The organism is Rhodococcus globerulus NBRC 14531, from assembly GCF_001894805.1.
Classification (GTDB): Bacteria; Actinomycetota; Actinomycetes; order Mycobacteriales; family Mycobacteriaceae; genus Rhodococcus_F; species Rhodococcus_F globerula.
Genome location: NZ_BCWX01000001.1, coordinates 919,174 through 933,102 on the forward strand (window position 1 = coordinate 919,174; position 13,929 = coordinate 933,102).

Consider the following 13,929-nt stretch of genomic DNA (forward strand, 5'->3'; position numbering starts at 1 on the left):
GCGCGGTTGTGCTCATGACAGGTTCGAGTTGTTGTGCGGCGGGTGCGCGAGACGACCTGGCTACTCTGCAGCAGGTCGCGTCCGGAGGTTTCTACGTCGACCCGAATTCGAGTGCTGCGCGCGCGATGGTCGACTACCCGGAAACCGCCTCGACCGTTGCCAGATTGGCCGACACACCGCAGGCATTCTGGCTCAGTGCAACATCTCCGCCGTCAGCGGTTGCCAACCAGGTGGGGCGCTACGTCGACGGCGCGGCGAGTGCGGGTGCTGTTCCGGTGTTGGTCACCTATGCGATTCCCCAGCGCGACTGCGGTTCCTTCTCTGCCGGCGGGTACAGCAACGGCGCGGACTACCGGACCTGGTCGGACAATGTCGCGGCCGGAATCGGTAACCGTGAAGCCGTCGTCATCGTAGAACCGGACGCGCTCACCGACCGATCGTGCCTGTCTTCGGAACAGGTCACGGAACGAATGGATCTACTTCGCTATTCGGTGAATGCTCTTTCTGCGGAACCGAATACGGCGGTGTACATCGACGGTGGTCATTCTCGATGGCTGGATGCACCCGAGCTGGCGAGTCGACTGGGATCGGCCGGCGTTGATCGAGCCAGGGGGTTCAGTCTCAATGTCGCCAACTTCTACACGACCGCGGAGCAGGAAGCATACGGCGAGTCCGTATCGGCGCTGACCGGCGGAAAGGGCTACGTTGTCGATACGTCACGCAACGGCGCCGGACCACCACCCGAAGGGCCGCTCAACTGGTGCAATCCGCCGGATCGCGCATTGGGGTATGCGCCGACAACACAAACCCAGGCAGCGCACGCGGACGCGTATTTGTGGGTCAAACATCCCGGCGAATCGGATGGCACGTGCAATCGCGGTGAGCCGCCGTCGAGTGTGTGGTGGAATGCGTATGCTGTTGCGATTGTGCAGAATTCGGGACGGCGCAGAAATATTCATACGGCACGCCGTGAAATTGCGGCACGCCGTGAAATTGCTCTGGCGTAGGCGCGTCGAACCTGCGGCAGGACTGTCGATTCGGTATAGGCGCGGGCCCTGGTCCTTCCACCGTCAGCCAAACGTGTGTGGAGGGCCTGATCGTTGAGCAGCAGTTCAAGTGCCCGGGCGAGTTCGGCGGCATTTCCGGGAGGAACAAGCAGTCCGGAGCGATTGTGGTCGATCACGTCCCGTAGCCCGCCGATGTCGGATGCGACAACCGGGGTTCCCGCACTCATCGCTTCGATGGCAACAAGTCCTTGTGGTTCCGCCCATCTCGAGGGGACGCAGACCACGCGAGCCCTTCGCATGGCAGCCATGACCTGTTGGTGCCCGGCGTTGGTGCGAACGATCACTCGGCGTTCGGAGTCGCCGATCATCGATGGGGTATCGGGGCGTTGCATTCCGATCACGACCAGTGGAATCGGCGTGGGCATGAGCCGGTGCGCGTCCAGCAGTGTCGTGATTCCCTTGTGCGGGCCGATGGCACCGATGAAGAGGAGGTAGTCGGTGGACGGGAGGAAATCGGCTGTGCCATTCCCCAGCCCCTCGTCACCCTGCCCCTCGTCACCGAGCCCCTCGTCACCGACATCGTCGGGTACAAACGACGGTATTACGGCTACCCGATCCGGATTGACTCCCTTCAGACATGATTGCGCCACTGCTGTGCTGATCGGCAGAAAGAGCCCGACGCGATCGAGAAGATGTTGGCTCTCGGCCAGTCCGAGGACAAGTGGCACGGCCTTCGGTGCCCCGTAGAACTCGCTTGCGCACCGAAGGCACCGCTTGATTCCTGGGCCCGGGCATACGGTGTCGAGCGCGTTCGCGGGTACCAGAGTTTTCTTGGCACAGTTCAGTCCGTAGTCGTGGAGAGTGACTACCAGTGCGGTTTGCCGAGGTAAGCGCAAGCGCAGGCACGAGTGCAGGATCCATCCGTGGGCGTGCACTACATCGGGTTGTAGCCGATCGACAAGGCGCTGGAGGTGCCTCGTCAGTGCGGGATCGGGTGCGGTGGGATGAAATTGGTGGGTGGGGTCGGAGGTGAACGGTCGCAGGAATCGCGTCCAACCAGGTAGGTGGTGGACCATGACCAGGCCTTCGAGCGAATGCGAGGCTGTGCCGCCTCGGCTGAGTGTGGCGACTGTGACTTCGGTTCCGTCGCCGGCCAATCCGGTGGCCAGTGCATGCACGGCACGTTCGAGTCCCCCGGCCGCCGGTGGGTAGCTGTCGGAGACCACGAGGACCTTCACCGGCGAACCCCCTTCACCGAAGAACCCTCTGCTGTGCGGGCACGATGATGTAACGCCACCGCGCCAACGCCCAGAGTGCGCCGAGGCTCTGCGCTGCGAGCCAGCTGATTCCGACAGCAACAATCCCCATGGAGGGCAACAGGATCCAGGAGAGCGCCAGGCACATCAGCAGCATCGACACGTTGAGCGTCATTGCCTCGCGCAGCCTGCCGACTGCGCGCAGAACCGCCACCGCGATATTGGTGACGGCGTCCGGGATGGCAGAGAGGGTCAGCACGATCAGCAGCATTTTCCCGTGGGCACTGTACGACTCGCCGAATACCCGCAAGGCCCAACCCCCGCCGATGAGGTAGACGAGGATCAACGGGCCGAGCAGCGCCGCGATAATCCGACTGCAGCGCCGTGCGAGAGCCGGGATGTCTTCGGGATCTGTTGCGGTCTCGGCGAACAGCGACATCGCGATGCACGGACTGATCATGAAGAACACCGCGCCGAGCATCCAGGTCGCATAGAAGTAGGCGCCGTCGGATTCGGACAGTCTGGCGAGCACGATGATCGGCAGTACGAATGACGTGACACTCGCAGCCACAGTCACGACGTGTTGCCCCAGAAGCGACGCGCTCATGTCCCGGACGTCGGAGACGAGGTGTCCGAACAGTGGCCGCATGCTGTGCTCACCGCGAATTCGTCTGCACCAGAATGTCGAGAACACTACCGATATCACCGCGGACGCGCTCCAGGCCGTCAGAATCTGGTTGTGAGTGCCATTGATGAGCACGGGAAGGAACAGCAACGGAATGCGTAAGCCGGTGAACAGCATGTTGCGCGCGAGGAGCAGTCCGCTGCGGCGTAGCGCAACTGCCACGCAGTCGGCCAGCGTGCCGAGCGCGAAGAATGTGGCTCCCATCGTGAATGCCGCTGCGGCAACGGCGGTGCTCAGCGACGGGAGGGTGTGCAGAACGTATCCCAAGATGAGAACCACGACTGCGGACCCGGACACCGCAGTCACGATCACGACTGTCACTGCGGCGGTGAGTATTCGCCGCCAGCGATCAGTCGTGAGCGTGCGCGGTAACCACTCGACCATCGCGGTGGCAGCGCCGACGCTCGCGATCAATGCCGTCGCCTGCATGGCGCTGGTGGTGGCCGCCCCGACTCCGATGTCCGCTGTTGATGTCGTGTGAGCAACAACAAGCCAGAACACGTAGCCCATGAGGGAGGTGAGAACGGTGCTCGCCATCATGTAAGAACTGTTGCGCAGCATCGAGTCTTCGGCTATTCGGGTCCGCGCGATCTGGGGGAGAGAGCCGAGTGTCACCTTCATCAGGGCGCCACGGAGAGATAGAGCACGAGGGATGTCGGTCCGACACCGACGGTGTCGGGGGTCTGGGCTATCGCGATGTCGATCGCGACGCGGTACCGGCCGGGCTCGTTCGGTGCGAGGAACGACACCGTTCCGACCTGGGCACTGCGGGCATTGGTGTTGGTGTCGAAGGGCGCGGTCGGTGGTGTCGTGACAAACCGCGGATCGGTCGGTGAGACGCCACCGATGGTTGCGGACACGTCCGGCGGCAGGGTGGGAAAGAGGAATCCGTAGCTGTACGATGTCCATTCGATGTCGACCGGAGTACCGGGTGCCACTGCGAGTTGGCCAGCGATGGCAGTGTCGGGGCCGGTGAGAATCGTGTTGACATACCGTTCGGGCTGCGTTGTCTGCATCGCGAGCGCTCCGATCAACGCGCCGACGCACAGGGCCGTCAACGCGAGCGAGACCAGTGCGGTTTTCCCGACTCGGCGCCACGGTACGTCGGGGACTGCGCGCGATTCAGGTTTCCGCGGAGACTGCCGGATGCGAATGGCCAACAGGGACAACATCACCGCTGATACGGCAAAGAGCGCCAGTGCGATGGTTGACGTGGTCAGTTGAAATCCCAATGGTCCAAGTGCCAGAACGGTTTCGAGCAGGATGATGAGGGTGAACAGGGCTGGAAGAAGTACGCGCAGCGGTTTTTCGAGTCCGTCGAAGCGTGTGTCGGTACTACCGGGTGTCTTGCCGAGGATCAGCGCCGCGGCCGCCCACGCCGGTATGACGAGGAGTGCGGCCACTGCACACACCCGAAGTTCCACGGGAGCCCGGAGCAGTACCGCGGCGAGAGACACGGCCGCAACCACGGCGGATACCCTCACTCCGGTAAGGGTATCGGAGGTCAGTACCACGTCCAGGACTTGGCGACTCCGAGTGGCAATGTCAGTGCGTTTCATGGCGTTCCTGTCAGATCGGTCAGTTCGGTGCCGACGCTCGCCGAATCGAGTCGGTAGACCCGGAGATGCTCGGTCGACATGATCAGCGACGCCCATGGCGCGTGGTCGAGTCGGTCGAGGTACGACGGCGGTGTCGGCAGGCCGGCCAGGGGATCTCCGCTGCCGTAGTTGTCCCCGTTGAAGGGTGGGGAATCCGCCATTCGGGTATCGACGACAAGGTAGTCGTAGGTTGCCCCGGCCAGGTCGGTAGCGAGCTTCGTATCGGGGTCGGTGTCGGTCTGGGTCAGCTCCCACACCGGAAAGTCGGATGACGGTTCGGAGACGTAGAGTTCGCCGTACGCCGCCAGTGCCAGCGTTGTGTATCGGTCGGTCACGACGCGCACGCGACCTTCTCTCAGTCGAATGTGTTCGGCCACCGTCCGAGCTTCGGCGCTCGCGGATCTGGTGTCCGAGCCCCAGAGAAACGGGCCGGGAAAGCGGTACGGATCGTTGAGGCCGGCGCCGACATTACCGATCAGCAAGACGATCAGGACAGCGAGCGAGATCAGTTTCCGGAACCGGATCACAATGCGTGGTAACCGATCCTGGAATGCGACGACGAGGGCGCACATCACTGCCACCCCGACGTAACTGAACGCCCACGAGCGCCTGGCCCCCTCCGCACCCGATGGGGCCAGCACAAACAGAACGGACGGGAAGTAGACGGCCCCGATGGCGATGAACGCGAGGGTTGCGGACGTGACTTTGCCCCGCACACGCGCGATCACCAACAGGCCCAACGCGAATATCGCTGCGACCGCTGCCGGGGCGGCGGCAGTGAAGGCTCGTTCCCAGAGTGGTTGGACATTGGCGGCGAGCAGTTCGCGGCCACTCGATTGTGACGTGGCAATGCTGCTCAACTGAGTCACCGAGTTGGCGAGATACGGCGAGAGGTAGCTCACGGTCGGTGATGCGACAAAGACAAGCCAGGCGGCGCCGACGGCCGCGGTGCCGCTCAGCAGAACCCACCATGCGTATGGCCTTTGGTGTGCGCGTACAAACCCGAATGCGGTGACAGTGACGGCGATTGCACCCGAGATCAGGAGCAAGGCGATGGTGGTCAGATGGTGGGTCACGACGCATACGGCGCCGCACGTGACCGCGATCGACAGAAAAGCGATTCGACGACGACGATCGTCCGACCGTGCGGCAATCGAGGTCAAAGCCAACGCCCACATGAAGAATGTGATGGCAACACCCTCGTACGCGAATTGAGTGTCGAAATAGATGGCAGACGGATTGAGGGCGTAGATCAGCGCTGCCACGGCACCGGCACGGGCGGAGCGCAGTAGCGACGTTCCAAGGACGTACGCACCGAGAATTGTCATCACGTGGGTGACGACCATCAACACTTCGCCGGCGGACCAGGCCGAAAGTCCGGTCAGCTGAGCGATAGAGGCGGACAGGGCTGACGTACCCGGGAAGTATTCGACGATCGGGATGATCGAATTGGGTGGGAACAGTTGGCCGCTCGACATGACGTCGACGGATTCACGCCAGTGCGCATACTCGTCGTGATACGACGGACCGAAAGGGTTTCGGAGATACTTCGGGACTGCCGTGAAGAGTCCGAGCAACGCTATCGCGCCGATGCGCTGATTGACTGTTGTCCCGAAAGCCGCCAGTTTGGCTGCCAGCGGAATAACCCCGAGCAGCATACCGACCCAGAAGGTTGCGTAGTAGACATTCGGCGGTGAACCGTCGGACGACATCCGGTACGACACACCGATCAGGAGTATTCCGAGTGCAAGGAGGACGCCTGTCGATGTCCACGACCGCAGCGCCGAGCGTGAAGTGTCGGAGAACCGATGCCGCGGAGCCTGTTCGGCATCGACCGGGGCGAGTGCGATCATGATTGCGCCAACCGTTCGATCGCACGCAGGGTGGTCGACCACGACGTGTGGTCGGTGAATCGTCGATGGCGGTCCGGCGGAATCGACATCAAGGTACGACGGAGTGCGTCGACGTTGTCGGGTTCGACCAGATGGGCGCCTTCGTAGGTGCGAGTTGCTTCGACCAGTCCGCCCACCGCGTAGAGCACGACGTGTAGTCCGGAGTGCATTGCGATCTGCAGCGGACCGCTTGCCGACGCGCGCCGATAGGGAAGCACCACTACGTCTGTATCGCGGAAGAATTGGCCTGCCTCGGCGTCGCTGACGTAGCGATTCACGAAGGTAATGCGCCGACGGTGTGGACTGGCGGATATCAGTGCTGCCGGAGTCTGCCAGTTCTCCCAGGTTTCACCCACGATCGTGAGATGAAACTGTGCGGCCTGCTCGGCGCTGAGTTTGTTGAAGGCCACCAGGAGATCGTCGAGCCCTTTGTACGGTCTGATGAGGCCGAAAAAGAGCAGTCGGGTTGGCCCACTGCGGGAATCGTGAGAAGCCGGGGAATCGGCGGGGGAATCGGCGATGTGTGTGTACGGTCCGTGGGGTGCTGTTTCGATGTCGAGCCGGTCGAACGGACGCGAGCCGAATGTTCTGCGCAGTAACTCTAAATCATGGTTGTTGTGGACGAGCGCGCCGTGGGCGAGCGACAGCAGAAGGGGCATACCGCGTCGACAGTACATATCGACGCCCAAGACCAAAGCCTCACTGGTGTCCTGAGTCTCGTGAAACTCGACAACCACACGAATGCCGAGTACCCGGGCAAACAACGCGACGAGGATATAGGTGTGGAGTGTCGCGGCAGTCCACCATTGCAGTACAACCAGATTCGGCTTTGTCGAGCGAAGCCGAGCCAGGGCCCCCAATAGGCCGGGGAACCAGTACCAGTCGAGTTCGCCGATGCGAGTGACATTGTTGCCGTAGCGAAGCGCGGTGCCGGTATTCGGTGAGCGACGAGTAGTCGGATACAACCGCCGCGGGATGACCCGGCGTAGCAGGAGCACCGACACATCGTGTTCGCGACTCAGTTCGTTCGCAAGTGTGCAGGTGTAGGCCGACAACCCACTGAGGAAGTGAAAGCCCGGACCCACGAGCACTACCTCGAGTCTGCCTTCCGCGTTCACGCTGCTCACCCCGCAGCCTTCGGCAGATGCAGAACCGTGGGCGGACTGTTGGGTGGATTGTTCGGCGGATCACCCTGTGCTGCTGCGACTACCGAGATCCGGTGCACAATGGGTGCGATGTCCGGTCGGTGCTGCACCCGAATCCGAGTCAGGACGGCAAGGCAGGCAACACCATCTCGCCAGGTGATTTTCTTGCCCTCCGACACCGATCGTCCGTGATACGACACAGGCACCTCGAGAGGTCGGATACCGCACCGCAGTAATCGCGCTGTCATTTCCGTGTCGAGGCCGAAACCGCCCTCCGTCAATGTCAGGGAGCGCAGGTGATCGGTCGGGATGAGTTTGAGGCAAGTGTGCATGTCCGTCAGGCAAGCGTCGTACAACACGTTGGCAAACAAGGTTGTTGCGCGGCCTCCTATGGCAAACCGAAATGACGGAAAGCAGGCGTTGACTCCGCGGACCCTCGCGCCGAACACGTGATCGGAGTATCCGGCCAGTACCGGTGCGATCAGCGACGGAATATCGCTCGGCAGATATTCGAGATCTGCGTCGAGGATGACGAGGTGACTTCCGGCGGCGTAGTCCAACCCGGTTCGAATTGCCGCGCCCTTGCCGCGATTGACCGGATGGGTCACTACGACAATGTCTTTCGATGTCCGAGCGTCTGATCGCTGAGCTTCGAGAATTCGTGCGGTGCGATCGGTGCTGCCGTCGTCGACGACTATCAGTTCCATCCGGCACGGATAATGTACGGCGAATACGCGGTCTATCGCTGCCTTCAGCGTGCGTTCCTCGTTGAAGACCGGCATCAGTATCGAGAGGCTGACCAGCGGCTGGCTGTGCGGAAACGAAGGCTGATTCATTGCGGGTGCCACCTGACTCGTCCGTGCGGGGAGGGACGAGCTACCGGGAATCAGGGGCAGCTCCGAATATCGGTGCGGAAGTACCAGGGAACAAGGGCATGCCGACTAATTCGAACTTACTCCTCGGCGACACTCCACGCTACGGCTCCCCTCGGAGTACATGTCGGTACACCTGGGCTGTTGCGGTTGCCACGCCGGCCCAGTCAGGTAATACCACGTCGTCGCCGGTACCGGCACTCAATTGAAGTGCGATCGCACGGGCTATGGACGTGGCGCCTGCAGTCGGTGGGATCAGGACTGCTCCGGTACCGAGGAATCGCCGAACAATCTCACGATGAGCTGGTATGTCGCTCAGGACGATTCGTGATCCTGCCGCGGCCGACTCGAGGGGGGCGATGCCAAAGGCTTCATGCTCGGACAACGAGACGGACACGTCCGCCGTCCGGAGCCAGCGATGCATGCCAGGAGTGTCCAGCCGTCCCGTGAACCGCACCCGGTCGCCGAGTCCGAGGCGGGCGGAACTGGCGGCCAGTGCATTTCGAGCAGAACCGTCGCCGACGACAACAAGCTGGACGGTGTCGGGCAATTCGACCATGGCCTCGAGGATCCGATCCACCCGCTTGTATGGTTCCAATCGCCCGTGAAACAACAGCGTGGCGGTTTCGTCGGGATACGGCGTGGCGGCGCGTACTGCAGTTGCGTCGACGCCGTTGGGAATGACAGTTGTGTAGGTTTCGAGGCCCGGGAAATACGAATGCACCAACTCGAGTTCTGCATCGGAGACACAGACAACGGCGGAGCTCGAGGTGAAGAGCGCTCGGGAGAATTTCCGATAGAGCGAATGCAGCATGCGGGTGGATCGAGTGTGTCCGGTGCCGTGAAAATGTGGGGTGAAGACGACCGGCCGACGGAACCCCGTCAATGCGGCCAACGCGGAGCATGCGTGATAGCTGTGGACGTGGACGATGTCAAAAGTATTGTCGAGGTGCATGGTTCGCACCAAAAGTCGGGGTGAGACTGACATGGCGGTGGTTGTCCAGGCGGGGTAGCGGTGAACAATCGAATCGCGTTTTTGCGGGGTCGCCGGCGTTTCCGCTCGACGGCTACCGGTGAAAACTTCGACATCGATCCCGGTCGAGCTCAGATGTGTGGCCAACTGCGCGACGTGGTCTTCGACTCCGCCGATGGACGGCGGGAATGCCGGTGTCACCAAAGCGACGCGCATCGATCACACCTTCAGTCCCAGTTCGACAATCGCCCGCGCGACGGACAGCACGGTCGCGTTGTGGCTGCGTGCGCGTCGGCGGATGAGTTGGTATGCCGAGTCGATGGTGGTGTTGTGGTCCTTCGAGATGATCCCCTTGGCCTGTTCGACAACGATTCGGGTTTCGAGTGCATGTTGCAGCTGCGTGGATTCCCGTTCGCGCTCGTGTAGTTCGAGCGACATGAGTATGAACCCCATCGCGACGGTGGTCAGTGCCTGGGCTGCGCTCACATCGTCGTCGTCCCAGATGATCATCTCGTGTGAGAAGACGGTCAGTATCCCGATCGAGGTTCGGGCGGGGGACGCGGACCCACTCGAGATTCTCGCTTCCCGGTAAAACGGAAGCGCCGCCACGGCTTTGACGCCCAGGTGGCTCGCTTGGGCAGCAAAGGCAGGCCAGGCGTATGCGGCGCTCGGCACATCGGTGATCTGCACGCTGTCGAGTCGGGGTAACCTCCCCGGCCCTATCCGAAACTCTCGTTCGCATCGATCGAATTCGGGTGAACTGACCGACGTGATGTCCGGTTGATCGGGAAGGGCGACGGTGATGCTTGCTGCTGCGGTTTCGAATATGTCGGCGATGAAGCACACGAGTTCGTGGAGTGTTTGTGTTGCCGAGTTACCTTCGCGCGGCGGCGACGCGAAATGGGTCAGGGCACAGAGGTATAGGGCATCATCATGCATGGGTATCCCACCGTAGGTCGTTACCGGTACCGTGAATTGTCCCCGCAGAAGTGGTGTCTGCGCAGACGTGGCAGATGTTCCGTATCTTGTTCCAGTGCACAAGGTTCGGACATATTTGAATTCAGATGCTCTGAAATCCAGTTCCGAAGGACGGAACCTGAGGTCAGAAACAAACTGAAATCCCGATATGACCCAAGCGTACAGACCCAGGGAATGAATGGGAACCCATATGGCCCGTGGTCGACGGCGAATTTCCTTGCGACCCTTGCGAAGCGAGTTTCCATACCTTGCGTCCGGTTCTATCGGCCGGGATGGTCGGACGGCAGGCTAAGGTCGGGAACAGATGATGTCCGATTGCTTTCTCGATGAGGAGTTGCTGTGCGTGCGATGGTTGTTACCGAGTTGTCCGGCCCGCAAGGACTCGACCTCGAGGAGATCCCCGAGCCTGATGCGTCCGGCAAAGTTCTCATCGACGTCAAGGCCAGTGGAGTCTGTTTTCCGGACTTGTTGATCACCTACGGCAAGTATCAGATCCGGCCGGAGCCCCCGTTTGTCCCCGGTGCGGAAATCTCGGGTGTCGTGATCACGGCGCCGGAGGAGTCGGGATTCACTGCGGGCGACCGGGTCCTTGCGGCGACCTATCTCGGGGGATATGCGGAACGAATAGCAGTCGACCCTTCGCAGGTGTTGCGAATCCCGGACGCTTTGGATTTCGACGAAGCCGCGTCGTTGATCATCAATTACCAGACGATGGAGTTTGCGCTGGCTCGTCGCGCCAAGATCGTGGCCGGCGAAACCGTAGTTGTTCTCGGCGCGGCCGGCGGTGTGGGCACCGCGACCATTCAGTTGGCCAAGGCGCACGGTGCTCGGGTAATCGCCGTTGTTCGACGTGCCGGCGTCGAGGAGTTCCTCCGCGAGTTGGGAGCTGACGAGGTGGTGGCACTGGCGCCGGGGTGGGGTGAGCGGGTTCGCGAGCTGACCGGCGGCAAGGGGGCGCAGATAGTGGTGGATCCCGTCGGCGGTGACGCCTTCGACGAGGCGGTCCGCGTTCTGGCCCCTGAAGGCCGCCTTGTCGTGATCGGATTTGCCGGCGGCGGGATTCCCGAGGTGAAGTTGAACCGGGTGCTGTTCCGCAACATCAGCATTGTCGGGGCGGCGTGGGGTGAGTTCACACGTTCTGATCGCGACGCAGTTGCTGAGGTGCATGCATCGCTGGTGCGCCATGTCGAAAACGGGTTGCGTCCCATCGTCAAGGCTCGATACCTTCTGGAGGATGCGGCCTTGGCGCTTACCGATTTGGAAACGGGCAAAGTTCTCGGAAAGGCCATTTTGGTGCAGGAATGAGTTTCCCAGGGTGATGTTGCTCACCGGAAATCGGGTTGCGCGTTAGTTACGGTTGGGCAATAGTTGCATCCGCACTACTATTCGCCAGGTGATCGCCTCGGATTCTGATGACCTGTTCGGAGCACTCGACGAGTTGTTCACTCGCCTGATGAGCGCCGGTGATTCGGAGTCGATCGATGCACTGATCGAGTTGGATCTCTCGTTCAGTCAGGTTCGTGTGCTGTTTGCTCTCGGCCAGTGCGATGCGCCCGTCCCGATCAACGAGGTTGCCGACGAGCTTCGGCTCTCGGTGGCGGCGACGGGTCGCAATATCGACCACCTCGTGCAGATGGGGTTGGTCGTGCGGCGTGAGGACGAACGTGACCGGCGCGTCAAACGGGTTTCCCTGTCGGAGGCCGGCGTTAAGGTCACGTCCAATCACATCGAATGCAAGCGTGGACAGCTTCGTGATTTTGCGTCGCGCGTGCCCGCGCCGGAACGGCTTCGACTTGTCGAGGCGCTAGAGCCCATTCTCGCGGGTGACTACCTGCGAGCATCTACCCAGGAGACTTCGCGATGACATCGCCGAACGCGCCGGCACCGGCGTCCGACAAGTTAGACGGTGCGGTACTCAAAATCGCATCCGTGGTGGTGCTCGGTGCCATCATGTCGATTCTCGACGTGACCGTGGTCAGCGTCGCGCTGACTACATTTGCCGAGGAATTCGATACGTCCTACGCCACCGTTGCATGGACGATGACCGCGTACACGCTTGCTCTCGCAACAGTTATCCCGGTGACGGGTTGGGCGGCGGACCGTTTCGGTACCAAACGGCTGTACATGACCGCGCTCGTGCTGTTCGTGCTGGGTTCGGTTGCCTGTGCGATGGCGTGGGACATCACGTCGTTGATCGGTTTCCGAGTTCTGCAGGGTCTTGGCGGCGGCATGTTGATGCCGCTCGGTATGACGATCATGACCAAGGCCGCTGGTCCGGAACGGATCGGTCGTGTCATGGCTGTGCTCGGTATTCCGATGCTGCTCGGCCCCATCGGTGGACCGATCCTCGGTGGTTGGCTGATCGAGGTCGCAAGCTGGCACTGGATCTTCCTGATCAACCTGCCGATCGGTGCCATTGCGTTGGCGGCAGCCTTCAAGATTCTGCCTTCGGACAAGCCCCAGCCTTCGGAGTCGTTCGACTTCCTCGGCATGGTGCTGCTGTCGCCGGGCTTGGCGCTGTTCCTCTTCGGTGTGTCCTCGATCCCCGAGGTAGGGACCGTCGCGTCGGCCAGGGTCTTGGTCTCCGCCGGTATCGGTTTGGTTCTGATCATCGCGTTTGTGTTCCATGCGCTGCGTAAGGATCATCCGCTGATCGACCTGCGCTTGTTCAAGAACCGGCAGTTGTCGGTCGCCGTGATCACGACGTCACTGTTCATCGTGGCGTTCATGGGCGCGGGTCTGTTGTTCCCGAGTTTCTTCATCCAGGTGGGTGGCCACACGACCCTCGAGGCCGGCCTCCTCATGGCTCCGCAGGGGCTTGGCGCAATGCTGACCATGCCGATCGCCGGCCGACTCGTGGACAAGATGGGCGCAGGCAAGATCGTGTTGACGGGTCTGCCGTTGATCCTGATCGGCATGGGTGTCTTTACGCAGGTCGCTTCCGATTCCCCGACCTGGATGCTGATGGCTGCCCTGTTCGTGATGGGTATGGGTATGGGCTGCACGATGATGCCGCTGATGACGGCCGCGATCGTGACGCTGTCCAACGAGCAGATCGCTCGCGGTTCGACACTCATGAATATCGTTCAGCAGACCGCCGGCTCTATCGGTACCGCTGTGATGTCCGTGGTTCTCACCAACCAGTTGCTCAATCGCGATCTGACAAGCAATGAAGTCGGCATGGCGCACCTTCCGCCGCCGGTGGGACCGGATCCGTCGACGGTCGATTCGATTCTGAGTTCTGCCGCCGACGCATTCGGCAACACGTTCCTTGTTGCTACCGTCTTGATTGCTTTGACCTTCATCCCGGCATTCTTCCTGCCGCGTAGCAAGACGACGCGAGTTGTAGCCGAGGGTGATTCAGCGGCGCCGATCATGATGCACTGACACGTATTCTTTTGCGCTGAGGGCGGTAAGCACATGGTGTGCCTACCGCCCTCAGTGCTGTTCAGGGTGCGGGAATAGCCCCAGATGGTTGAATGTTAAATTATCTACATGCAGTCGTAGGGATCAACGCCCTGAA

At 61.4% G+C, this 13,929-nt stretch carries 12 protein-coding genes; 4 read left to right on the top strand and 8 right to left on the bottom strand.

Annotated features, from left to right (window positions below; translation table 11 throughout):
- Positions 1-14: 14 nt before the first annotated feature.
- Complete coding sequence (locus RG2_RS04105) at positions 15-1,007, top strand: glycoside hydrolase family 6 protein (RefSeq protein ID WP_051730717.1); 993 nt, start codon at positions 15-17, stop codon at positions 1,005-1,007.
- Here RG2_RS04105 and RG2_RS04110 read toward each other — a convergent pair.
- From RG2_RS04110 to RG2_RS04145, 8 genes are all read right to left on the bottom strand, one after another.
- Complete coding sequence (locus RG2_RS04110; RefSeq protein WP_033236441.1) at positions 956-2,245, bottom strand: glycosyltransferase; 1,290 nt, start codon at positions 2,243-2,245, stop codon at positions 956-958. The two genes, RG2_RS04105 and RG2_RS04110, sit on opposite strands and share 52 nt — an antisense overlap.
- 13 nt (positions 2,246-2,258) lie before the next feature.
- Positions 2,259-3,569, bottom strand: coding sequence for a lipopolysaccharide biosynthesis protein (locus RG2_RS04115; protein WP_033236440.1), 1,311 nt, complete (start codon positions 3,567-3,569; stop codon positions 2,259-2,261).
- A complete protein-coding gene (locus RG2_RS04120; RefSeq protein WP_033236439.1) occupies positions 3,569-4,507 on the bottom strand; it encodes a hypothetical protein in 939 nt (312 codons plus the stop codon). The genes RG2_RS04115 and RG2_RS04120 overlap by 1 nt, the downstream gene beginning before the upstream one ends.
- The gene (locus RG2_RS04125) at positions 4,504-6,399 is read right to left on the bottom strand and encodes a putative glycosyltransferase family protein (protein ID WP_072782296.1); all 1,896 of its coding nucleotides are present in this window, start codon (positions 6,397-6,399) and stop codon (positions 4,504-4,506) included. The genes RG2_RS04120 and RG2_RS04125 overlap by 4 nt, the downstream gene beginning before the upstream one ends.
- Positions 6,396-7,565, bottom strand: a complete 1,170-nt coding sequence (locus RG2_RS04130) for a glycosyltransferase (protein ID WP_033236437.1) — start codon at positions 7,563-7,565, stop codon at positions 6,396-6,398. The genes RG2_RS04125 and RG2_RS04130 overlap by 4 nt, the downstream gene beginning before the upstream one ends.
- Entirely contained in the window at positions 7,562-8,419 is an 858-nt protein-coding gene (locus RG2_RS04135; protein ID WP_080711842.1) for a glycosyltransferase family 2 protein, read from the bottom strand. Before RG2_RS04135 ends, RG2_RS04130 begins: the two co-directional genes overlap by 4 nt.
- Before the next feature lie 139 nt (positions 8,420-8,558).
- Positions 8,559-9,644 (bottom strand): glycosyltransferase family 4 protein, encoded by a 1,086-nt coding sequence (locus RG2_RS04140; RefSeq protein ID WP_051730713.1) that lies wholly within the window; start codon positions 9,642-9,644, stop codon positions 8,559-8,561.
- Between the two features lie 3 nt (positions 9,645-9,647).
- On the bottom strand, positions 9,648-10,367 hold the full coding sequence (locus tag RG2_RS04145; protein ID WP_051730712.1) for an ANTAR domain-containing response regulator: 720 nt from the start codon (positions 10,365-10,367) through the stop codon (positions 9,648-9,650).
- A 378-nt stretch (positions 10,368-10,745) separates the two neighbouring features.
- On the opposite strand from RG2_RS04145, the gene RG2_RS04150 reads away from it, so the two are divergent.
- The 3 genes from RG2_RS04150 to RG2_RS04160 all read left to right on the top strand — a co-directional run bounded on the left by RG2_RS04150 (position 10,746) and on the right by RG2_RS04160 (position 13,793).
- Positions 10,746-11,711: an NADPH:quinone oxidoreductase family protein gene (locus RG2_RS04150; protein WP_033236436.1), complete on the top strand. Its 966-nt coding sequence runs from the start codon at positions 10,746-10,748 to the stop codon at positions 11,709-11,711.
- A gap of 88 nt (positions 11,712-11,799) precedes the next feature.
- A complete protein-coding gene (locus tag RG2_RS04155) occupies positions 11,800-12,270 on the top strand; it encodes a MarR family winged helix-turn-helix transcriptional regulator (RefSeq protein ID WP_033236435.1) in 471 nt (156 codons plus the stop codon).
- Positions 12,267-13,793 carry a DHA2 family efflux MFS transporter permease subunit gene (locus RG2_RS04160; RefSeq protein WP_033236434.1) on the top strand — a complete coding sequence of 509 codons (1,527 nt, stop codon included), beginning with the start codon at positions 12,267-12,269 and terminating at the stop codon, positions 13,791-13,793. Before RG2_RS04155 ends, RG2_RS04160 begins: the two co-directional genes overlap by 4 nt.
- The last annotated feature ends 136 nt before the right edge of the window (positions 13,794-13,929 follow it).

Bases quoted from the DNA above. Each gene is read 5' to 3' on its own strand.
- RG2_RS04105 (WP_051730717.1), top strand. From the start codon at position 15: ATGACAGGTTCGAGTTGTTGTGCGGCGGGTGCGCGAGACGACCTGGCT.
- RG2_RS04115 (WP_033236440.1), bottom strand. From the start codon at position 3,569: ATGAAGGTGACACTCGGCTCTCTCCCCCAGATCGCGCGGACCCGAATA.
- RG2_RS04120 (WP_033236439.1), bottom strand. From the start codon at position 4,507: ATGAAACGCACTGACATTGCCACTCGGAGTCGCCAAGTCCTGGACGTG.
- RG2_RS04125 (WP_072782296.1), bottom strand. From the start codon at position 6,399: ATGATCGCACTCGCCCCGGTCGATGCCGAACAGGCTCCGCGGCATCGG.
- RG2_RS04135 (WP_080711842.1), bottom strand. From the start codon at position 8,419: ATGAATCAGCCTTCGTTTCCGCACAGCCAGCCGCTGGTCAGCCTCTCG.
- RG2_RS04140 (WP_051730713.1), bottom strand. From the start codon at position 9,644: ATGCGCGTCGCTTTGGTGACACCGGCATTCCCGCCGTCCATCGGCGGA.
- RG2_RS04145 (WP_051730712.1), bottom strand. From the start codon at position 10,367: ATGCATGATGATGCCCTATACCTCTGTGCCCTGACCCATTTCGCGTCG.
- RG2_RS04160 (WP_033236434.1), top strand. From the start codon at position 12,267: ATGACATCGCCGAACGCGCCGGCACCGGCGTCCGACAAGTTAGACGGT.